General features: G+C 64.8%; 25 protein-coding genes. 1 reads left to right on the top strand and 24 read right to left on the bottom strand.

The genetic code is table 11. The annotated features are described in order from the left end of the window. Positions 1–56: 56 nt before the first annotated feature. The 16 genes from tatB to C8C94_RS23465 form a co-directional block, all read right to left on the bottom strand. On the bottom strand, positions 57–518 hold the full coding sequence (tatB, locus tag C8C94_RS23540; protein ID WP_055399209.1) for a Sec-independent protein translocase protein TatB: 462 nt from the start codon (positions 516–518) through the stop codon (positions 57–59). A 43-nt stretch (positions 519–561) separates the two neighbouring features. Continuing rightward, positions 562–804, bottom strand: a complete 243-nt coding sequence (tatA, locus tag C8C94_RS23535) for a Sec-independent protein translocase subunit TatA (RefSeq protein ID WP_055399211.1) — start codon at positions 802–804, stop codon at positions 562–564. 106 nt (positions 805–910) lie between these two features. Next, positions 911–1,267, bottom strand: coding sequence for a histidine triad nucleotide-binding protein (locus C8C94_RS23530; RefSeq protein WP_055399213.1), 357 nt, complete (start codon positions 1,265–1,267; stop codon positions 911–913). 88 nt (positions 1,268–1,355) lie between these two features. Further along, a complete protein-coding gene (locus tag C8C94_RS23525; RefSeq protein WP_121422439.1) occupies positions 1,356–2,420 on the bottom strand; it encodes a patatin-like phospholipase family protein in 1,065 nt (354 codons plus the stop codon). Continuing rightward, positions 2,413–2,799 (bottom strand): hypothetical protein, encoded by a 387-nt coding sequence (locus C8C94_RS23520; RefSeq protein WP_121422438.1) that lies wholly within the window; start codon positions 2,797–2,799, stop codon positions 2,413–2,415. The genes C8C94_RS23525 and C8C94_RS23520 overlap by 8 nt, the downstream gene beginning before the upstream one ends. Next, the gene (locus tag C8C94_RS23515; RefSeq protein WP_121423050.1) at positions 2,796–3,170 is read right to left on the bottom strand and encodes a phosphoribosyl-ATP diphosphatase; all 375 of its coding nucleotides are present in this window, start codon (positions 3,168–3,170) and stop codon (positions 2,796–2,798) included. Before C8C94_RS23515 ends, C8C94_RS23520 begins: the two co-directional genes overlap by 4 nt. Before the next feature lie 20 nt (positions 3,171–3,190). Continuing rightward, on the bottom strand, positions 3,191–3,589 hold the full coding sequence (hisI, locus tag C8C94_RS23510) for a phosphoribosyl-AMP cyclohydrolase (RefSeq protein WP_176889144.1): 399 nt from the start codon (positions 3,587–3,589) through the stop codon (positions 3,191–3,193). A gap of 240 nt (positions 3,590–3,829) precedes the next feature. Continuing rightward, positions 3,830–4,405: a hypothetical protein gene (locus C8C94_RS23505; protein ID WP_121422437.1), complete on the bottom strand. Its 576-nt coding sequence runs from the start codon at positions 4,403–4,405 to the stop codon at positions 3,830–3,832. Beyond that, on the bottom strand, positions 4,402–5,202 hold the full coding sequence (gene hisF, locus C8C94_RS23500) for an imidazole glycerol phosphate synthase subunit HisF (RefSeq protein WP_121422436.1): 801 nt from the start codon (positions 5,200–5,202) through the stop codon (positions 4,402–4,404). Before hisF ends, C8C94_RS23505 begins: the two co-directional genes overlap by 4 nt. Before the next feature lie 123 nt (positions 5,203–5,325). Next, a complete protein-coding gene (gene hisA, locus C8C94_RS23495) occupies positions 5,326–6,066 on the bottom strand; it encodes a 1-(5-phosphoribosyl)-5-[(5-phosphoribosylamino)methylideneamino]imidazole-4-carboxamide isomerase (RefSeq protein ID WP_121422435.1) in 741 nt (246 codons plus the stop codon). A 65-nt stretch (positions 6,067–6,131) separates the two neighbouring features. After that, positions 6,132–6,809, bottom strand: coding sequence for an imidazole glycerol phosphate synthase subunit HisH (gene hisH / locus C8C94_RS23490; RefSeq protein ID WP_055399227.1), 678 nt, complete (start codon positions 6,807–6,809; stop codon positions 6,132–6,134). 51 nt (positions 6,810–6,860) lie between these two features. Next, positions 6,861–7,499 carry an imidazoleglycerol-phosphate dehydratase HisB gene (hisB, locus tag C8C94_RS23485; protein WP_121422434.1) on the bottom strand — a complete coding sequence of 213 codons (639 nt, stop codon included), beginning with the start codon at positions 7,497–7,499 and terminating at the stop codon, positions 6,861–6,863. Beyond that, a complete protein-coding gene (gene hisC / locus C8C94_RS23480; protein WP_121422433.1) occupies positions 7,496–8,617 on the bottom strand; it encodes a histidinol-phosphate transaminase in 1,122 nt (373 codons plus the stop codon). Before hisC ends, hisB begins: the two co-directional genes overlap by 4 nt. Continuing rightward, positions 8,614–9,066 carry a PIN domain-containing protein gene (locus C8C94_RS23475; RefSeq protein WP_056747257.1) on the bottom strand — a complete coding sequence of 151 codons (453 nt, stop codon included), beginning with the start codon at positions 9,064–9,066 and terminating at the stop codon, positions 8,614–8,616. Before C8C94_RS23475 ends, hisC begins: the two co-directional genes overlap by 4 nt. 14 nt (positions 9,067–9,080) lie before the next feature. After that, positions 9,081–9,305 carry a CopG family transcriptional regulator gene (locus C8C94_RS23470; RefSeq protein ID WP_069103652.1) on the bottom strand — a complete coding sequence of 75 codons (225 nt, stop codon included), beginning with the start codon at positions 9,303–9,305 and terminating at the stop codon, positions 9,081–9,083. A gap of 60 nt (positions 9,306–9,365) precedes the next feature. Then, a complete protein-coding gene (locus C8C94_RS23465; protein ID WP_121422432.1) occupies positions 9,366–10,826 on the bottom strand; it encodes a PLP-dependent aminotransferase family protein in 1,461 nt (486 codons plus the stop codon). Positions 10,827–10,977: 151 nt separating this feature from the next. Between C8C94_RS23465 and C8C94_RS23460 the strand changes: the two genes are divergently transcribed. Then, on the top strand, positions 10,978–11,412 hold the full coding sequence (locus tag C8C94_RS23460) for a DUF2917 domain-containing protein (protein WP_121423049.1): 435 nt from the start codon (positions 10,978–10,980) through the stop codon (positions 11,410–11,412). Here the strand turns inward: C8C94_RS23460 and hisD are convergent. From hisD to C8C94_RS23420, 8 genes are all read right to left on the bottom strand, one after another. After that, the gene (gene hisD, locus C8C94_RS23455) at positions 11,399–12,781 is read right to left on the bottom strand and encodes a histidinol dehydrogenase (protein WP_121422431.1); all 1,383 of its coding nucleotides are present in this window, start codon (positions 12,779–12,781) and stop codon (positions 11,399–11,401) included. The two genes, C8C94_RS23460 and hisD, sit on opposite strands and share 14 nt — an antisense overlap. Before the next feature lie 19 nt (positions 12,782–12,800). Continuing rightward, on the bottom strand, positions 12,801–13,448 hold the full coding sequence (hisG, locus tag C8C94_RS23450; RefSeq protein ID WP_121508815.1) for an ATP phosphoribosyltransferase: 648 nt from the start codon (positions 13,446–13,448) through the stop codon (positions 12,801–12,803). Between the two features lie 174 nt (positions 13,449–13,622). Further along, positions 13,623–14,894: a UDP-N-acetylglucosamine 1-carboxyvinyltransferase gene (gene murA, locus C8C94_RS23445; RefSeq protein ID WP_121422430.1), complete on the bottom strand. Its 1,272-nt coding sequence runs from the start codon at positions 14,892–14,894 to the stop codon at positions 13,623–13,625. A 97-nt stretch (positions 14,895–14,991) separates the two neighbouring features. Next, on the bottom strand, positions 14,992–15,234 hold the full coding sequence (locus C8C94_RS23440) for a BolA family protein (RefSeq protein WP_010462096.1): 243 nt from the start codon (positions 15,232–15,234) through the stop codon (positions 14,992–14,994). Positions 15,235–15,247: 13 nt separating this feature from the next. Beyond that, entirely contained in the window at positions 15,248–16,003 is a 756-nt protein-coding gene (locus C8C94_RS23435; RefSeq protein WP_121422429.1) for an ABC transporter permease, read from the bottom strand. Further along, positions 16,000–16,938, bottom strand: coding sequence for an ABC transporter ATP-binding protein (locus C8C94_RS23430; protein ID WP_055399246.1), 939 nt, complete (start codon positions 16,936–16,938; stop codon positions 16,000–16,002). The genes C8C94_RS23435 and C8C94_RS23430 overlap by 4 nt, the downstream gene beginning before the upstream one ends. A gap of 58 nt (positions 16,939–16,996) precedes the next feature. After that, positions 16,997–17,269 carry an STAS domain-containing protein gene (locus C8C94_RS23425; RefSeq protein WP_055399248.1) on the bottom strand — a complete coding sequence of 91 codons (273 nt, stop codon included), beginning with the start codon at positions 17,267–17,269 and terminating at the stop codon, positions 16,997–16,999. 9 nt (positions 17,270–17,278) lie between these two features. Continuing rightward, entirely contained in the window at positions 17,279–17,923 is a 645-nt protein-coding gene (locus C8C94_RS23420) for a phospholipid-binding protein MlaC (protein ID WP_055399250.1), read from the bottom strand. Between the last annotated feature and the right edge of the window lie 66 nt (positions 17,924–17,989).

The following is a 17,989-nucleotide window of genomic DNA, read 5'->3' as shown; positions in this document are numbered from 1 at the left end:
TTTTCGTGGGCGTCAGGGCCGCCCATGCAGCGCGCGGTGCGCTGGTGGCTGCTGCATCAATGGAATTTACGGGGACGGAAACGCGCCACACGGGCCGCGCCGGACTGTGCCTTGGTGCGCACACCGCTTCGGGCCTTGTACCACTGGGGCACCGCACCCCGCTTGAGGCGCCAGTTCTTGCCGGGGTGTTTGTAAGCCGGCACGACGGCGGTCTGGTCCTGCAACGCCGAGCTGGCGGTGTCGGTAGCCTCGGCCCAGTCCTTTTCGAACTCGCTGGCGCTGGTCTGGATGGAGTTGTGCACATCGCGTGCGGCGTTCTCCACCGTGTCCTTCATTTTCTTGAGCTCGTCGAGCTCCATGGACCGGTTGACCTCGGCCTTCACATCGGACACGTAACGCTGGGCCTTGCCCAGCAGGGTGCCCACCGTGCGGGCCACACGGGGGAGCTTCTCGGGTCCGATGACTATAAGAGCCACCGCGCCGATCAGCGCCATCTTGGACAGGCCAATATCAATCATGGATCAAGCGCAAAGCGTGCGGGTGCCAGCGGGAACAGCCCGCTCAGCTCTTTTGCTTGGCTTCGACATCGATGGTGGTCTTGTCGGTCGCAGGGTTGTTGGCAACCTGGCCTGCGGGTGGGGTGGTGGTGGCTGCCGCGTCGGCCGAACCGTCTTTCATGCCGTCCTTGAAGCCCTTGACGGCGCCCCCGAGATCGGAGCCCATGTTCTTGAGCTTCTTGGTGCCGAACACCATGACGACGATCAGCAGCACGATCAGCCAGTGCCAGATGGAAAAAGAGCCCATGGAATATCTCCTAACGAATTGCAATCATTTTAGACGGGGGGCGTGACAGGAGTTCACAGCCCAAGCAGAACTGCGGGAATCTCCCTGCACGACCCGTCAGCCTGGTTCAGCCTTTGAGCCACGGACGGGGACCGCCCATCACATGGATATGGAGGTGGTGGATTTCCTGCCCACCTTCAAGCCCCGTGTTTACCACGACGCGAAAGCCACCCTCCGGGTACGGGTTGCAGCCCTGCTCCATTGCCAGCTTCGGCGCCAGCGCCATCATGCGCCCCAGCACACCCGCGTGTTCCTCGGTGACCTGCGCCATCGAAGGGATATGCAGCTTGGGCACCATCAGAAAGTGCACCGGCGCCCAGGGGTGGATGTCGTGGAAGGCGAATATTTCTTCGTCTTCATAGACCTTCTTCGAAGGAATCTGGCCTGCGATGATTTTGCAGAAGAGGCAGTTCGGATCGTGCATGGGAAAAGTATCGAAACGAGTTAACAGCTAGCAAGGCCAGTGCCACCGTGGAACCGGCTTTGCCAGGCCACGGGCGACACAGGGGGCTTCACGCATTGTCAGCGATCTTGATGGTGGGCCGCACACCCACATCCTTGCGGTGCGCGTGCAGCCATTCCTGCCCGGCCGTGCGACCCAGTGCGAAGAGTTTGCGCACAAAGGCCATGTCCGCACGGGCCTTGCTGTCGGCGCCAAAGGGCTCCAGCACGGCGCCGCCGTCGATGCGGTGCATGCGCACGCTCTTGTAGCGGCGCGCATCCAGCTTGCCCTCGGCCAACAGACGGCGCACGAACTCGATGGCGCGCAACTCGGCCAGCAGGCTGGCATTGAAGGTGACTTCGTTCATGCGCTCCATGATTTCCTGGCCAGAGTGGGGCAGATCCAGATGTTCGATGGGGTTGATCTGCACAAGCAGGATGTCGGAGGTCTCGGTCTGATAGATCAGCGGGTGCAACGCAGGGTTGCCCGAATAGCCGCCGTCCCAGTAATGCTCACCGTCGATTTCCACGGCCTTGAACAGCGCTGGCAGGCAGGCCGACGCCATCACGGCATCCGCGCTCAGCCGGGGGCCAGAGAAGATTTCGCCGCGCCCGGTGCGCACGTTGGTGGCGCACACAAACACCTTGGGCCCGCCCGCCGCAGCGCTGGCGCGGCGCACAGTGCACAGCAGGTCAAAGTCCACCTCGCGCTCCAGCAGGCGGCGCAGCGGGTTGATGTCGAGCGGATTGGTCTGGTAGGGCGAGAGCCACTGGCGCATCAGCCCCATCATGGGGTTGGCGGCCGACAGGGGCGAGCCCCACATCAGGCTGCCCAGCGTGCCCACGCCCTCCCACAGCCGGGTAAGCGTTTCACGCGCCTGGACGCAACCGGCCAGGTGCGCTTCGTGCGGGTCTTTGTGCTCCTGCGCGGCTTTGGCAAAGCCGTGCGCCATGGCCACGGCATTCATCGCGCCGGCGCTGGTGCCGCTCACGCCATCAAACTGCCACTGGCCATCCTCCAGCAAGGCATCCAGCACACCCCAGGTGAGCGCACCGTGGGAGCCCCCACCCTGCAGGGCCAGGTTCAGCCGTGGCAGGGATGACAAGTGCGACAGGGACGCCGTCGGTTCAGGCATCCACCGCCTGGTTCTTGCTCATGGCCAGCATGCCGCGCACGATGCGGTACAGGAACCACAGCGAGATCAGCCCCCAGGCAATCCAGCCCGGCGCAATCAGCAGCAGCCACAGGGGCGCGGTCACCACATACAGAACACCAGCCCAGATCGTCGAGCGGATGCGCCAGGAGAAATGATTGGCCTGCCAGGTGCCCTCGGCATCGCTGCGCTTGACCAAGTCAATCACCAGCGCAATGACCAGCAACAGCGCACTGGCCTGCGCGCCTGGCAGCACAGCCCCCACGGCCACGATGAGGTGCAGCACATAGCTGACCCAGCCGATGTTCTTCAGGCCCTGGGCCTTTTGCTCATTGCTTTGCACATCGATGATGTCGTTCATGGGGTCCCTTCTTCGGCAGTGCGCGCAACCACCTTGCGCAAGGCTTTTTCCTCGATGCCGCTGGTGCCCTCGCGGCGCTCCAGCTCGGTCAGAACATCGGCAGGCGTGAGGCCATAGTGGGCCAGGGCCACCATGGAGTGGAACCACAGGTCGGCCACTTCGTAAACCAGCTTGGACTTGTCGGCGCCGTGGTCCACATCCTTGGCCGCCATGACGACTTCGGTGGCCTCCTCGCCGATCTTCTTCAAGAACGCATCCGGCCCCTTGTGCAGCAGGCGCGAGACATAGCTCTTGTCGGGATCGCCGCCGTTGGCAGGCTTGCGGCTTTCAATCACATCGGCAAGGCGTGCGAGGGAATCGTTGGAACTCATGGTCTTGTCGTCCATTGCCATTACTTGTAGATGGATTCAGGGTCTTTCAAGACCGGATCGACCGCGTGCCAGGCTCCGTCCTTGAGCACGCTGAAAAAACAGCTGTGGCGGCCTGTGTGGCAGGCGATACCCGGCTCGTGGCCGAGCTGGGTGACCTTGAGCAGCACCACATCGTTGTCGCAGTCCAGGCGGATCTCGTGCACGGTCTGCACGTGGCCGGACTCTTCGCCCTTGAACCACAGCTTCTTGCGCGAGCGGCTGAAGTACACGGCGCGGCCGAGTTCTGCCGTCTTGGCAAGGGCCTCGCGGTTCATCCAGGCAAACATCAGCACGTCGCCCGTGCCCTGCTCCTGCGCAATCACGGGCACCAGGCCCTGCGCGTCCCATTTCACTTCGTTGAGCCAGTTCATGGGCGGGATTGTCGGTGATTTGAATGACCAGCCCGCCTGCCGGGCGAGCGGTTTTGAGGTCATTTTTGCCTCTAGCGCTTATCCATCAAGCGCTAGCAGCTATCAAAATGAGAGTTCAATGAAAAACCAGATGCATCGTCGGGCAGCTTGCAGCCAATTGCAGCACTGCGCAGCGCGTAAATCTGACTACAAAAACAACAGCTATCAGCGCTTTCACACTCAGCGCAAGAACCACTTTTGGTCAAATATTTACTTCGCCACGGTCAAAAACACCCACTTGCGATCCCAGTTCTTGCGGCCCAGGTACTTGATGGCAAACGCATAGCGCCCCGGGGGCAGAAAATCCTGCGTAAGGGTTTCCTGCTGCGTCACCACGGGCTGGCCATTCACGCGCACGCTTTGCTGCGCTACCAGCTCCGATTCGCTCTCCAGATCTTGGCCGTCGAGGGCATAGACGGTGACATCGGGCTCTTCCTTCTCATCGCCCACCAGCGGCAAACCCAGCGTGTTGGCGCGGGTTTCCACGTCCAGCGCCAGCGTGCCCAACACGGGTTCGCGCACGATCCAGTGCACGTCACGTACATTGCTGTTCAGCGTCTGGAGCAGGGCCTTGAGCTTTTCAAATTCGGCCTTGTCGGCAATCACCTCCACCGGCTTGCCGCCGATGGTCGCGTCAAAGCAGCGGCCGATGCGGTGCACACAGGGCAGGCGCTCAGAAAAACTCGCATACGACGGGGGCGGCACCTGCTGCGCCGCAGCGGGCAGTGCCATGGCCGCCAGGGCCACCACCAGCGCCCAACGCGCGCCCGCGAATGCCGTCGTCACAGACGCACCGGAATGCCGCGCTCGGCCATGCGGGCCTTGGCCTGGCCCACGGTGTATTCGCCGTAATGGAAGATGCTGGCGGCCAGCACCGCGTCGGCGCCACCGGTCTGGATGCCGTCGGCCAGGTGGTCGAGGTTGCCCACCCCGCCTGAGGCGATCACGGGCACGCTCACCGCATCGCTCACCGCGCGGGTCAGCTCCAGGTCAAAGCCTGCCTTGGTGCCGTCGCGGTCCATGCTGGTCAGCAGGATTTCGCCCGCACCGCGCTGCGCCATCTCGGTGGCCCAGGCAATGGCGTCCAGGCCGGTGTTCTTGCGCCCACCGTGGCTGTACACGTCCCAGCCCGCACCCACGGGCTGGCCGTTGGCGCCCAGGCGCTGCGCATCCTCGGCCGAGCGACGCTTGGCGTCGATGGCCACCACGATGCACTGAGCACCGTACTTGGCAGACACGGCGTTGATGACGTCAGGGTTGGCAATCGCGGCCGAGTTGAAACTGGTCTTGTCGGCGCCCGCATTGAGCAGCCTGCGCACGTCTTCCACAGTGCGCACGCCGCCACCCACGGTGAGTGGAATGAACACCTGGCTGGCCACGGCCTCGATGATGTGCAGGATGAGGTCACGGCCATCGCTGGTGGCGGTGATATCGAGGAAGGTGAGCTCGTCAGCGCCCTGCGCGTTGTAGCGCGCGGCAATTTCGACCGGGTCGCCTGCGTCGCGCAGCTCGACGAAATTGACGCCCTTGACCACACGGCCTCCGGTGACGTCAAGACAGGGAATGATTCGTTTTGCGAGCATGTCAGTGAGCGATTCGTTGATTAGGCGCTACCGAGGCCAGCAGACGCCGTGGAACTGGCTTCGCCAGGCCACTGGCGTCGTCCCCTGGGGGAAGCGGCGAAGCCGCTCAGGGGGTGATCGGTTTCAGCCGTTCAGTTCGTCGGCACGCGCTTGCGCCGCAGCAAAGTCGAGGTCGCCGCTGTAGATGGCGCGGCCGCAGATCACACCTTCGACGCCTTCGCTCTCCACCGCGCACAGCTGCTCGATATCGGTCATGTTCGACAGGCCGCCCGAGGCGATCACGGGGATGCTCAAAGCCTGGGCCAGCTTCACCGTAGCGTCGATGTTGATGCCCGAAAGCATGCCGTCGCGGCCGATGTCGGTGTAGATGATGGATTCGACGCCCCAGTCCTCGAACTTCTTGGCCAGGTCCACGACCTCGTGGCCGGTGAGTTTGCTCCAGCCGTCGGTGGCGACCTTGCCGTCCTTGGCGTCGAGCCCCACGATGATGTGGCCGCCGAAGGCACTGCAGGCGTCCTTCAGAAAACCGGGGTTCTTGACCGCAGCCGTGCCGATGATCACGTAGCGCAGGCCGCCGTCGATGTATTTCTCGATGGTGTCCAGGTCACGGATGCCGCCGCCCAGCTGCACGGGAATGTCGTCGCCCACCTCTTTCAGGATGGACTTGATGGCGCTGTAGTTCTTGGGCACGCCCGCAAACGCACCGTTCAAGTCCACCAGGTGCAGGCGGCGTGCACCGGCATCCACCCATTTGCGCGCCATGGCGGCGGGGTCTTCACCAAAGGTGGTGGATTGGTCCATATCGCCTTGTTTGAGGCGTACGCAGTGGCCGTCTTTGAGGTCGATGGCGGGGATGAGCAGCATGGTGGTGAAGTTCGGGTGAAAAAGGGCGAGACGCAGCTCGGCCCGAACGGGTGGCGGTTAAGGGATCAGGGATTCCAGTGCAGAAAATTGCGGTACAGGGCCAAGCCATGCTCCGCGCTTTTCTCCGGGTGAAACTGGGTCGCAAAAATATTATCGCGTGCAATGGCGGCGGCGAACAAACCGCCGTAGTCCGTTTGCCCTGCGCAGTGGGCAGGATTTTGCGGCACGGCGTAGAAACTGTGCACAAAGTAAAAGTAGCTGCTGTCCGGCACGCCAGCCCACACCGGGTGCACGCCACCGCCGTGGTGGGCGTGGGGCATCTGCCGCACCTGGTTCCAGCCCATCTGGGGCACTTTGAAGCGGCTGCCGTCAGGCTGGGTGCGGCCTGCCAGGTCGAACTTGAGCACGTCGCCAGGGATCAGGCCCAGGCCCGGCGTATCCCCCTCGGCGCTATGGTCCAGCAGCATCTGCATACCTACACACACGCCGAACATTGGCTTGGAGGCAGCGGCTTCGAGCACCGATTCCTGCAGGCCGGACTCGCGCAGCTCGCGCATGCAGTCGGGCATGGCGCCCTGCCCTGGCAGCACGATGCGCTGGGCGGCGCGCACGTCTTCGGGGCGCTGGGTGACGACCACGGTCCAGCCGGTGCCCTCGGCGGCGGCCTGCACGGCCTGCGACACCGAGCGCAGGTTGCCCATGCCGTAGTCCACGACCGCCACTGTTTTTGCTTCCATATTCATAGCTACTAGCGCTTATCCATCAAGCGATAGCGCCTGATTTAACCCAAAATTTCACAACGAACCCTTGGTGGAGGGGATGACACCGGCCGAGCGCGGGTCGCGCTCCAGCGCCGCGCGCAGCGTGCGCCCGAACGCCTTGAAGATGGTCTCGCACTGGTGGTGGGCGTTGACGCCCTTGAGGTTGTCGATGTGCAGCGTGACGCCCGCGTGGTTCACAAAGCCCTGGAAGAACTCGAACACCAGTTGCGTGTCGAGCTGGCCGATGCTGCCGGAGGTGAACTTCACATCCATGTGCAGCCCGGGGCGGCCCGAGAAATCCACCACCACACGCGATAGCGCTTCGTCCAGCGGCACGTAGGCATGCCCGTAGCGGCGGATGCCTTTCTTGTCGCCCACGGCGCGCGCAAAAGCCTGGCCCAGCGTGATGCCCACGTCTTCCACGGTGTGGTGGCCGTCGATGTGCAGGTCACCCTCGCAGTCGATGTCGAGGTCGATCAGCCCATGGCGGGCGATCTGGTCGAGCATGTGGTCGAAGAAGCCGATGCCGGTGTGCAGCTTCGCCTGGCCGGTGCCGTCGAGGTTGATGCGCACACTGATGCGCGTTTCGGCGGTGTTGCGGCTGACCTCGGCGATGCGGTCGGCCATCGGGTCGGCCGATGGGGCGGAGGGTACAAGTGCGGAGGAGGTCATAAGGAGGCTTGGAGTGCGGCCAGCATCTGCGCGTTGTCTTCGGCATTGCCTACCGTCAGGCGCAGGCAGTTGGCCAGCAATGGGTGCATTGTAGAAACGTTCTTGACGAGCACCTTGCGGTTTTTCATGCCCTCGTAGGCCTTGGCGGAATCCGCCACACGGATCAGCACCATGTTGGCCTCGCTGTCCCAGCACTTTTCGACACCCGGCATCTGGCGCAGGGCTGCGATGAGCGTGGTGCGCTCGGCACGGATTTCCGCCGCCTGGGCGGCGAAAACTTCGGCGTGTTCCAGAGCAAACAGGGCGGCTTCGCAGTTGAGCACGCTCACGTTGTAGGGCGGGCGCACCTTGTCGATCTCGCTCACGAACGCCGAGGGCCCGATGAGGTAGCCCAGCCGCACGCCTGCCAGACCAAACTTGCTGAGCGTGCGCATGAGCAGCACGTGCGCGTTGCGCGCGGGCTCGGCCCGCATGCGGTCGATCCAGGTGCGGCTGGCAAAGGGCTGGTAGGCCTCGTCCATGACCACGATGCCGCCCTGAGCGCCCGCGGCGTCGATGATGCGCTGCACTGCGCCCTCGTCCCACAGCGTGGCCGTGGGGTTGTTGGGGTAGGCGATGTAGGTGATGGCGGGGTTGTGCTGCGCGATGGCGGCCAGCATGGCGGGCTCATCCAGCTCGAAGTCGGGCGTGAGCGGCACGCCGACAAAGTCCAGGCCCTGCAGCTGCGCAGACAGCGGGTACATCACAAAACCCGGCATGGGCGCCAGCATGGTGGCGCGCTGGCCCGTGCCGGGCTGTGCGCAGGCCAGGGCCAGCAGGGTGATGAGTTCGTCCGAGCCATTGCCCAGCACCACGCCGTAGCCCTCGGGCATCCCGGCGTATTTCGCGAGCGCCGCCTTCAGGTCCAGCAGGCGGTCGCCGGGGTACCGGTTGAGTGCCACCGCGCCCAGGCGCTGGCCCAGCGCGGCCTGGAGGTGTGCGGGCAGGCGGAACGGGTTCTCCATCGCGTCCATCTTGAGCATGCCGGTGGAGGGCTGCACGCCGTAAGCGTGCATGGCGCGCACGTCGGGGCGGATACGGGCCAGGGCTTGGAGAGGAGACGACGCAGGAGTAGTCATTCGGTGGTGTCCAGTTCGTTGGGAGTGACAAGAAAAGGGTTGATCGGCCGCACGGCGTCCATCGGCTGGTCGTGTGGCAACGCTTCGGTGAGCAGGTAGCGGCAGCCCTGCTGGTGGGCGGACGAGAGGATGAGCGCATCCCAGTAGCCCAGGCGGTAGCGGTCTTGCAGGTCCCAGGCGCCGTCGACGGTGTAGGAATCGAGGTGCGGCGGCAGCCACACGCGCAGGCGGCGCACCTGGGCGCGCACCTGCTGTAGCACCTGCGGGCCATCAAAACGCTGGATGGCCTGGTTGTACAGCTCGTTGAGCACCTGCGAGCTGATGCGGCCGCTGCGCGTCTGCCAGCAAAAGCTGATCCATTCGCGCGCCCGCGCCTGGCGCTCGGCATCGCGGTCGTCCACGCTGGCGAGCAGGATTTCGGTATCGACAAAGATGGGGACGGTGGCCATGGGTTCTGCCCCGTTCAGCGCAGAAACAGGGTTTCGCGCGGCACATAGGGCCCGCTCGAAGCACCCCAGCTTTCAAAACTCAGCGCCTCGCGCATGGCCTGGGCGTAGGCGTCTTCTTGGCGCATCTTTTCGGCCAGCCATTCACCGAGCAGGCGGGACACGCTGCTGCCGCGCTTGGCGGCTTCCACGCGCACCCATTCGGCAACGGTGTCGTCCATGGTCACGGTGATGTTTTTCATGGGTTAAATATTACACGAACTTCGTGTGCCACGAACTTCGTGTTGATTAAAACACCCCATTCAAGCTGCCTTGCGGGGTGCCCCGCTTTGCAGCATCTGGCACGCCATGTCACCCACGGTGCGCAGCGCCTCCAGATGGGCAGGCGACCAGTCGCCGCCCACGCCAATGCGCAGGCAGTTGCGGAACCGCCCGCTGGCGCTGAACACCGTGCCGGGTGCGATCAGGATCTGCCGGGCCAGGCAGGCCTCGTGCAGTTGCACCGAATCGAGCGCGCGCGGCAGCTCCAGCCACAGCAGCAGGCCGCCGGGCGGGTCACTCACGCGCGTACCCTGCGGGAAGTGCGCGGCAATCACATGGCGCACCTCATCCATGCGCGCCGCCACGGCCGCGCGCAGCTGGCGCATGGCGGCGACGTGGCCCGCCTGGGTGATGAGATCGGCCAGCGCCAGCTCCAGCACAGCGGACTGGCCACCCGCCTGCAGGTCCTTGATGGCGCGCAGCTTGTCGGCCCAGCGGCCAGCCTCCAGCCAGCCCAGGCGCAGGCCCGGCGCCAGCGTCTTGGAGAACGAGTCGCACAGCATCACATGGCCGGTGGTGTCGTACGACTTGACGGTGCGCCGCATCTCGTCCACCTCGACCAGGTCGTTGTAGATCGCGTCCTCGATCACCGCCATGTCGTACCGCGCCGCCATCTGCACCAGGCGCTTGCGCTCGGCCTGGGGCATGCAGCTGCCCAGAGGGTTGCTGAGCGTGGGGACGATCATCACGGCCTTGACGGGCTGGGTGTCCAACGCCAGTTGCAGCGCATCCAGCGAGAGGCCGTTGCGCGGGTGGGTGGGAATCTCCAGCGCCTTGAGGTGCAGGCCCTGCAGCACCTCCAGAAACGAAAAATGCGTGGGAGACTCCAGCGCCACCACGTCGCCCGGCTGCGTCACCGCGCGCAGGCACAGCGCAATGCTGTCCATGCAGCCTCCGGTGATCACGATGTTCTCGGGGTCCAGGCTGCAGCCCAGGCTGACGGCATAGCGCGCCAGGGCGCGGCGCGCGTCCTCATGGCCCGACGAACCGGGGTAGGTGCACAGCAGGTTGCGGTTGCGGTGGCGCTGCGCGGCTCGCACCACGGCGCGGCGCACGCGGTCAGGGTTGAACAGCTCGGGGCCAGGCGTGCCGCTGCTGTACGAAATGATATCCACCGGCTGGTTGCGCCCCAGGATGCGCTGGCCCAGCCAATCCACCGACACCTCGCGGGGGCGGCGCATCGGGCGCGGCGTGCTGGGCTCGGGCAGGCTCACCGGCCGCGCCGCCACAAAAAAGCCGGAGCGCGGGCGCGCGGTGATCAGGCGCGCATCCTCGAGCCAGTGGTAGGCCTGCACCACCGTGGTCTGCGCCACGCCGTGCTGGCGCGCCAGCTCACGCACCGAGGGCAGCTTCTCGCCGCGCGCCAGGGTGCCGTTGCGGATCAGCTGCGCGAGCTGTTCGGCGATTTGAAGGTACAGCGGGGGTGCGTCATCGGTGGCCACGCTGCATTCTGTACTGGCCCTCTGGTCGATAGACAGTACAGAGGCATCCCAGTACGACCAGTACAGATGGGTTGGTTTGGTGTTCTGTACTGGCCCAGATCGTGCAGGCCTGTGGCTGGTGGCCCACGGCAGCTGGCCGCACAGTGAAGGCATGAACACGCTGCACAACACTCCCACCCCGCCATCGCCCACGCTGCCCACCCAGCCTGCGGTGCCCCTCACCCTGCAATGGAAGCGCCAGCCCCTGCCGCCGCTGCAGGCCGTCCAGGTGCTGGACTTCCGCGCGGGCGAGATCGCCCTGCTCGAAGTCGAACAGGGCCGCGTCTGGGTGACCTGTGATGGTCTGCTGGAGGATTATTTTCTGGAGGCTGGACAGCGCCTGTCGTTCGCCGGACCTGTGCGGCTGCGCGTCAGCGCCGAAGGCCACCGGCCTGCACGGCTGAACTGGGCGCAGCACCGGGCCGTGGAAGGCGCCGCGTATCCGCCAGCGCCCTCTACCACCGCAGCGCCGGCCGCAACCCCTCAGCCCAGGACAGCAGCCCCCACGCAGGGCGCCCTGCCCCGGGGTGCCATCAGCGCGGCTTGACGGGCGTGGTCAGCCGCATCTCTGCGGCTTGCGCGTGGGCCTGCAGGCCCTCGCCGTAGGCCAGCTCGGCGGCGATGGTGCCCAGCACCTGGGCACCAGCTTCGCTCACTTCGATGAGGCTGCTGCGCTTCTGGAAGTCGTACACGCCCAGCGGGGAGGAGAAGCGTGCCGTGCCGCTGGTGGGCAGCACGTGGTTGGGGCCTGCGCAGTAGTCGCCCAGGCTTTCGGAGGTGTAGGCGCCCAGAAAGATCGCGCCCGCGTGGCGCAGCAAAGGCTCCCAACGGTGCGGGTCGGTGCTGCTCACTTCCAAATGCTCCGGAGCGATGCGGTTGCTGATCGCGCAGGCTTCTTCCATGTCCTTGGTGAGGATCAGCGCGCCCCGGCCGGTAAGGCTCTTGGCGATGATCTCGGCGCGCGGCATGGTGGGCAGCAGGCGGTCGATCTCGCGCTGCACGGCGTCGAGGTAGGCGGCGTCAGGGCACAGCAGGATGCTCTGCGCCAGCTCGTCATGCTCGGCCTGGCTGAACAGATCCATGGCCACCCAGTCGGGCGGTGTGGTGCCATCGGCCAGCACCAGGATTTCGCTCGGGCCCGCGATCATGTCGATGCCCACGGTGCCGAACACGCGCTTCTTGGCGCTGGCCACATAGGCGTTGCCGGGGCCGGTGATCTTGTCCACCTTGGGCACGGTGGCCGTGCCGTAGGCCAGCGCGGCCACGGCCTGGGCGCCGCCGATGGTGAAGGCGCGGGTCACACCGGCCACGTAGGCGGCGGCCAGCACCAGCTCGTTGCGCTCGCCCTTCGTCGAGGTGCCCTCGCCCGTTCCGCCGGTCGCCACGCTGCCACGCACGGGGGTGGGCACGACCATGATGATTTCCTGCACGCCCGCTACGTGGGCCGGGATGGCGTTCATCAGCAGGCTCGACGGGTAGGCGGCCTTGCCGCCGGGCACGTAGATGCCCACGCGGTCCAGCGGCGTGACCTTCTGGCCCAGCAGAGTGCCGTCCTCGTCGCGGTAGCTCCAGCTCTCTCCCGACGCCCTCTTCTGCGCCTCGTGGTAGCTGCGCACGCGCTTGGCGGCTGCCTGCAGCGCGTCGCGCTGGGCCTGGGGGATGGCGTCAAACGCGGCCTTGAAGTCGGCCTGGGTCAGCTCCAGCGCGGCCATGTTCGGTGCCGAGAGGCCGTCGAAGCGGGCGGTGTATTCCAGCACCGCCGCATCGCCGCGCTTTTGCACGTCGGCCAGGATGTCGGCCACGCGCTGCTCGATGGCCGCGTCGGTGTCGGCAGACCAATGCAGGCGGGCTGCAAAATCAGCCTCAAAAGTGGCCGCAGCGGTGGACAGACGGGCGGGAGCAGCTACCAAAGTCATAGTGCGTTCTACGGTGGGTTCAGTTCTTGGGGGCAGGGATGGCCGAAGCAAACGCATCAATGATGCGGCGCAGCGGTGCCTGCTTGAGCTTGAGCGCGGCCTGGTTGACCACGAGGTAGGAGCTGATGTCCATGATGCGCTCCACCTCCACCAGGTGGTTGGCCTTGAGCGTGTTGCCGGTGGACACCAGGTCGACGATGGCATCGGCCAGGCCGATGAGCGGCGCCAGTTCCATGCTGCCGTAAAGCTTGACCATGTCGACATGCACGCCCTTGGTGGCAAAGAAGTCACGCGCAATCGACGTGTACTTGGTGGCGACCTTCAGGCGCGAGCCCTGCTTGACAGCACGCTCGTAGTCGAAGTCGTTGCGCACGGCAACGCTCACGCGGCACTTGGCAATCTGCAGGTCCAGCGGCTGGTACAGGCCCTGGCCACCGTGTTCGATGAGGGTGTCCTTGCCGGTCACGCCGATGTCGGCACCGCCGTATTCCACGTAGGTGGGCACGTCGGTGGCACGCACCAGCACCACGCGCACGTTGGGCTGGTTGGTGGGCAGGATGAGCTTGCGCGACTTTTCGGGGTCTTCCAGCACCTCGATGCCTGCGGCGGCTAAAAGCGGCAGGGTTTCGTCAAAGATGCGGCCCTTGGAAAGCGCCAGGGTGATCATCGTCATGTTTTCTAATTACTCCACTGTTTCTTGCCTGCTACTGCACTGTGATCCGTGAGCGCCCCATGCCAGGGACGCCGTGCAAGGGCCGCCCCGCCGCACTGGCGTCGTCCCCCTTCCCACGCGCAGCGTGAGAGAAGGGGGAAGCGGCGAAGCCGCTCAGGGGGTTGTTCTTCATGCCACTCGCTCGATGTCGGCGCCGATGCCGCGCAGTTTGGCTTCCATGCAGTCGTAGCCACGGTCCAGGTGGTAGATGCGGTCCACCACGGTTTCGCCATCGGCCACCAGGCCGGCAATGACGAGGCTGGCGGAGGCACGCAGGTCGGTGGCCATCACGGTGGCGCCGGACAGGCGGGGCACGCCTTCGATGACCGCCACCTTGCCATCGGTCTGGATCTTGGCACCCAGCCGCACCAACTCATTGACGTGCATGAAGCGGTTTTCAAAAATCGTCTCGGTCACCGTGGCCGTGCCCTGCGCAATGCAGTTGAGCGCCATGAACTGCGCCTGCATGTCGGTGGGGAAACCCGGATATTCGGTGGTGCGAAAGCCCTGTGCCTTGAGCGTGGCGCCGCCCCGGCTCTTCACGTGAATGCCACCCTCCACCGCCTGCACGTCGGCACCGGCTTCACGCAGCTTCTCAATGACGGCGTCGAGGTGGTCGGCGCGGCCATGGCGCAGCACCACATCACCGCCTGTCGCCGCCACGGCGCACAAGAAGGTACCGGCCTCGATGCGGTCGGCCACCACGCGGTGGGTGCAGCCATGCAGTTGGTCCACACCCTGGATGCGGATGCGGCTGGTGCCGTGGCCTTCGATCTGGGCACCCATGGCGATCAGCATCTCGGCCAGGTCGGAAATCTCAGGCTCTTGCGCGGCGTTTTCGAGCACCGTCTCGCCCTCGGCCAAGGCTGCGGCCATGAGGAAGTTTTCGGTACCCGTCACCGTGACCATGTCGGTGGTGATGCGCGCGCCCTTCAGACGCTTCCAGCCCGCAGGCAGCTTGGCAATGATGTAGCCGTGCTCGACCACGATCTCGGCGCCCATGGCAGCAAGGCCCTTGATGTGCTGGTCCACCGGGCGCGAGCCGATGGCACAGCCGCCGGGCAGCGACACCGTGGCTTCGCCAAAGCGGGCCAGCAGCGGGCCCAGCGCCAGCACCGAGGCGCGCATGGTCTTGACCAGCTCGTACGGCGCCTCGGGCGTGTTGAGCGCACTGGCGTTGATGCGCACCGTGCCGTCGTCGGCGCGCTCTGCGGTCACGCCCATGTTGCGGATGAGCTTGAGCATGGTGCTCACATCCTGCAGCTGGGGCACGTTGAGCAAGGTCACGGGGTCGGCCGTGAGCAAGGCGGCACACAACTCCGGCAAGGCGGCGTTCTTGGCGCCAGAGACCAGCACCTCGCCTTGCAAGGTGCGTCCGCCGCGAATCAGGAGTTTGTCCATCTCTATCTAACAACCAAAATATGAATGAAAATGGCCCTTAGCGCTTATCTATCAAGCGTTAACAGCTATCAATAAATGAGTACCTAGGCAGGCAGCGTCACTGCGCTTGCGCCGCCCACTCGGCGGGGGTGAAGGTCTTCATCGACAGCGCGTGAACTTCATCCGTATGCATTTTCGCGCCCAGCGTGGCGTACACGCGCTGGTGGCGCTGGATGGCCCGCTTGCCCTCGAACTCGGCCGAGACGATGGTGGCGTACCAGTGGCGCCCATCGCCCTCCAGCGTGATGTGTTCGCAGGCCAGGCCGGCGGCGATGATGTCTTTGAGTTGGTCAGCGGTCATGTTGGGCTCGGAATCAGTTGCGAATTTTGTAGCCGGTGCGCAGCAGGTGGACGGCGAGAAAGCTCACGGCCAGCCAGGCGATGCCCACGATGCTGAGGCTGAGCCAGGGCGAGGTGTCGCTCCGGCCGAAGAAGCCATAGCGAAAACCATCGATCATGTAGAAAAACGGGTTCAGGTGGCTCACGGTCTGCCAGAACGGGGGCAGCGACTGGATGGAATAGAACACACCCGAGAGGAACGTCATGGGCACGACCACGAAGTTCTGGAACGCGGCGAGCTGATCAAACTTGTCGGCCCACAGCCCCGCAATCAGCCCCAACGTGGCCAGCAGGCCCGCGCCCAGCAACGCAAACACCAGTATCCACAGCGGCGCCGCAAACTCTGGCCGCGCAAAAGCCAGCGTGACGATGAACACACCCAGCCCCACCACCAGCCCGCGCACCATGGACGAGCCCACATAGGCCACAAACCAGGCCCAGTGCGACAGCGGCGTGAGCAGCACAAACACCAGGCTGCCCATGATCTTGCTTTGGATCAGGCTCGACGAGCTGTTGGCAAAGGCATTCTGCAGCACGCTCATCATCACGAGGCCGGGCACCAGAAAGGCGGTGTAGCTGATGCGGTCGTAGACCTTGACGTGGTCTTCGAGCACGTGGCCGAAGATCAGCAGGTACAACACGGCCGTGAGCACAGGCGCGGCAACGGTCTGGAAGCTGACCTTCCAGAACCGCAGGACTTCCTTGTAGAACAGGGTCTGCCAGCCGGTCATAGCGCGACACCTTCGAGTGGGATGTTGGACGCAGATGTACCGGACATCACCTGCAAGAACACATCCTCCAGGTCCGGCCTGCGGATCTCCATGTCATGCACCTCCACGCCCGCTACGCGCAGCGCTGCCAGGTGGCTTTCGATCTCTGCGGCGTCGTGCGCGGGCAGTTGCACGATACGACCGGTGACACGCGCCGCCATCGCCAGGGCGGGTGGCAAAGCCGCATCGGTCTTGAACTGCAGGATGCTGCCTGAAGCCGCCTGCAGCAGTTCGCTGGTGCGGTTCAGCGCTACGATCTGGCCGGACTTGAGCATGGCAATGCGGCCACACAGGGCTTCGGCTTCTTCCAGGTAATGCGTGGTCAGCAACACCGTGTGGCCTTCCTTGTTCAGGCGCGCGACAAAGTGCCACAGCGTCTGGCGCAGCTCCACGTCCACGCCAGCCGTTGGTTCATCGAGCACGATGATGGGCGGCTTGTGCACCAGCGCCTGCGCCACGAGCACGCGGCGCTTCATGCCGCCCGACAGTTGCCGCATGTTGGCGTTGGCCTTGTCGGTAAGGCCCAGGTTCTCCAGCAGCTCGTCGATCCAGGCGTCGTTGTTCTTCACGCCGAAATAGCCGGACTGGATGCGCAGCGATTCGCGCACGTTGAAGAAGGGGTCGAACACCAGTTCCTGCGGCACCACACCGAGCTTGCGGCGCGCCTCGGCAAAGTCGGCCTGCACGTCGCTGCCCTGCACCAGCACACGGCCGCTGCTGGCGCGCGCCAGGCCCGCGAGGATGCTGATCAGGGTGGTTTTACCGGCACCGTTGGGGCCGAGGAGTCCGAAGAACTCGCCCTCCTCAATGTCCAGGTTGACCTGGTTCAGTGCCTGAAAAGGGCCTTTGGGCGTGGCAAAGGTCTTGGAGATGGCTTGGAAGGAGACTGCGGGCATGAAGCCCCTGATTTTACGGCCTTGCCCCGAACTGCGTTATGGCGGAGGGTATGCACACTCAGGACACGGGCGTGAGCAAGGTGCCAACGCCGTACAAGCCCGCCATGCCGCGCAGCGCCGTGGGCAACCCCTGCACGGCAAAGGTCTTGCCCACGGACAGCGCCTCACGCCGGCATTCCAGCAGCACGGCCAGGGCCGAGCTGTCAAACACCGTCATCGCGCTCGCATCCACCACCACACCACTTTCACGGTGCACGCGCAGCCCCTGCAGAAGCATCTGCAGGCAGGCTGTGGCCTGGCGGTGGGTCAGCTCGGGGGGTAGAACCAGCATGGAGGAGGCTCAGCCCTTGGCAGTGGAGTTGGCTTTGTTGCGCGCAGCCAGGGTCTCGATCAGGCCATCAATGCCCTTGGCGTTGATCTCCTGGGCAAACTGGCCCCGGTAGGTTTCCACCAGCCAGACACCCAGCACATTCAGGTTGTAGATCTTCCAGCCTGCGCCGTCGCCAGGGGTTTTTTCGAGGCGGTAGTCCAGCTGAATGGGGTCGCCACGGCCCACGATTTCGGTGCGCACCAGCACGTCCTTGTCTTCGGGCGCAGCGCGCAACGGCTTGACCTGGATGCTTTGGTCGTTGACCTGCGCCAGCGCACCCGCATAGGTGCGCACCAGCAAGATCTTGAACTCGTCCTGCAGGCGTTTTTGCTGCTCGGGCGTGGCCTGGCGCCAGCCTGGCCCCACGGCAGCGGCAGTCATGCGGCGAAAGTTGACGTTGGGCATCACGGTCTTGTCCACCAGCGCGATCACCTTGGTCAAGTCGCCGCCCTGAATCGCCTTGTCGGACTTCACAGTGTTGAGCACGTCGGTGGACAGGCGCTTGATCATCGCGTCCGGCGCTTCGTCTGCCGCCAGAGCGGCCAGCGGCAAGCCCAGAGATGCCACGGCGGCAGCACACAGGGCCAGGTGGCCCAGGGAACGTCGGTTCATCATGTCATCTATCCTCTACTTTCTCATTCAGTCATGAGCCGCCATCCGGCATGCCCGTGTTGCATTGTG

This window comes from Acidovorax sp. 94 (genome assembly GCF_003634645.1).
Classification (GTDB): Bacteria; Pseudomonadota; Gammaproteobacteria; order Burkholderiales; family Burkholderiaceae_C; genus Acidovorax; species Acidovorax facilis.
Note: the sequence above shows the minus strand (reverse complement) of the source record. Positions and strands in the feature narration are given on the sequence as shown.

Bases quoted from the DNA above. Each gene is read 5' to 3' on its own strand.
- C8C94_RS23515 (WP_121423050.1), bottom strand. From the start codon at position 3,170: ATGAGTTCCAACGATTCCCTCGCACGCCTTGCCGATGTGATTGAAAGC.
- C8C94_RS23475 (WP_056747257.1), bottom strand. From the start codon at position 9,066: ATGGCCACCGTCCCCATCTTTGTCGATACCGAAATCCTGCTCGCCAGC.
- C8C94_RS23470 (WP_069103652.1), bottom strand. From the start codon at position 9,305: ATGAAAAACATCACCGTGACCATGGACGACACCGTTGCCGAATGGGTG.
- hisG (WP_121508815.1), bottom strand. From the start codon at position 13,448: ATGATCACCCTGGCGCTTTCCAAGGGCCGCATCTTTGACGAAACCCTG.
- tatA (WP_055399211.1), bottom strand. From the start codon at position 804: ATGGGCTCTTTTTCCATCTGGCACTGGCTGATCGTGCTGCTGATCGTC.
- C8C94_RS23420 (WP_055399250.1), bottom strand. From the start codon at position 17,923: ATGATGAACCGACGTTCCCTGGGCCACCTGGCCCTGTGTGCTGCCGCC.
- C8C94_RS23440 (WP_010462096.1), bottom strand. From the start codon at position 15,234: ATGACCGCTGACCAACTCAAAGACATCATCGCCGCCGGCCTGGCCTGC.
- hisB (WP_121422434.1), bottom strand. From the start codon at position 7,499: ATGACCTCCTCCGCACTTGTACCCTCCGCCCCATCGGCCGACCCGATG.
- C8C94_RS23525 (WP_121422439.1), bottom strand. From the start codon at position 2,420: ATGCCTGAACCGACGGCGTCCCTGTCGCACTTGTCATCCCTGCCACGG.
- hisC (WP_121422433.1), bottom strand. From the start codon at position 8,617: ATGACTACTCCTGCGTCGTCTCCTCTCCAAGCCCTGGCCCGTATCCGC.
- hisF (WP_121422436.1), bottom strand. From the start codon at position 5,202: ATGCTCGCAAAACGAATCATTCCCTGTCTTGACGTCACCGGAGGCCGT.
- C8C94_RS23530 (WP_055399213.1), bottom strand. From the start codon at position 1,267: ATGCACGATCCGAACTGCCTCTTCTGCAAAATCATCGCAGGCCAGATT.
- C8C94_RS23520 (WP_121422438.1), bottom strand. From the start codon at position 2,799: ATGAACGACATCATCGATGTGCAAAGCAATGAGCAAAAGGCCCAGGGC.
- hisH (WP_055399227.1), bottom strand. From the start codon at position 6,809: ATGAATATGGAAGCAAAAACAGTGGCGGTCGTGGACTACGGCATGGGC.
- C8C94_RS23425 (WP_055399248.1), bottom strand. From the start codon at position 17,269: ATGCTGGTTCTACCCCCCGAGCTGACCCACCGCCAGGCCACAGCCTGC.
- C8C94_RS23430 (WP_055399246.1), bottom strand. From the start codon at position 16,938: ATGCCCGCAGTCTCCTTCCAAGCCATCTCCAAGACCTTTGCCACGCCC.
- C8C94_RS23435 (WP_121422429.1), bottom strand. From the start codon at position 16,003: ATGACCGGCTGGCAGACCCTGTTCTACAAGGAAGTCCTGCGGTTCTGG.
- C8C94_RS23460 (WP_121423049.1), top strand. From the start codon at position 10,978: ATGAACACGCTGCACAACACTCCCACCCCGCCATCGCCCACGCTGCCC.
- hisA (WP_121422435.1), bottom strand. From the start codon at position 6,066: ATGCTGCTCATCCCCGCCATCGACCTCAAAGACGGCCACTGCGTACGC.
- murA (WP_121422430.1), bottom strand. From the start codon at position 14,894: ATGGACAAACTCCTGATTCGCGGCGGACGCACCTTGCAAGGCGAGGTG.
- tatB (WP_055399209.1), bottom strand. From the start codon at position 518: ATGATTGATATTGGCCTGTCCAAGATGGCGCTGATCGGCGCGGTGGCT.
- hisD (WP_121422431.1), bottom strand. From the start codon at position 12,781: ATGACTTTGGTAGCTGCTCCCGCCCGTCTGTCCACCGCTGCGGCCACT.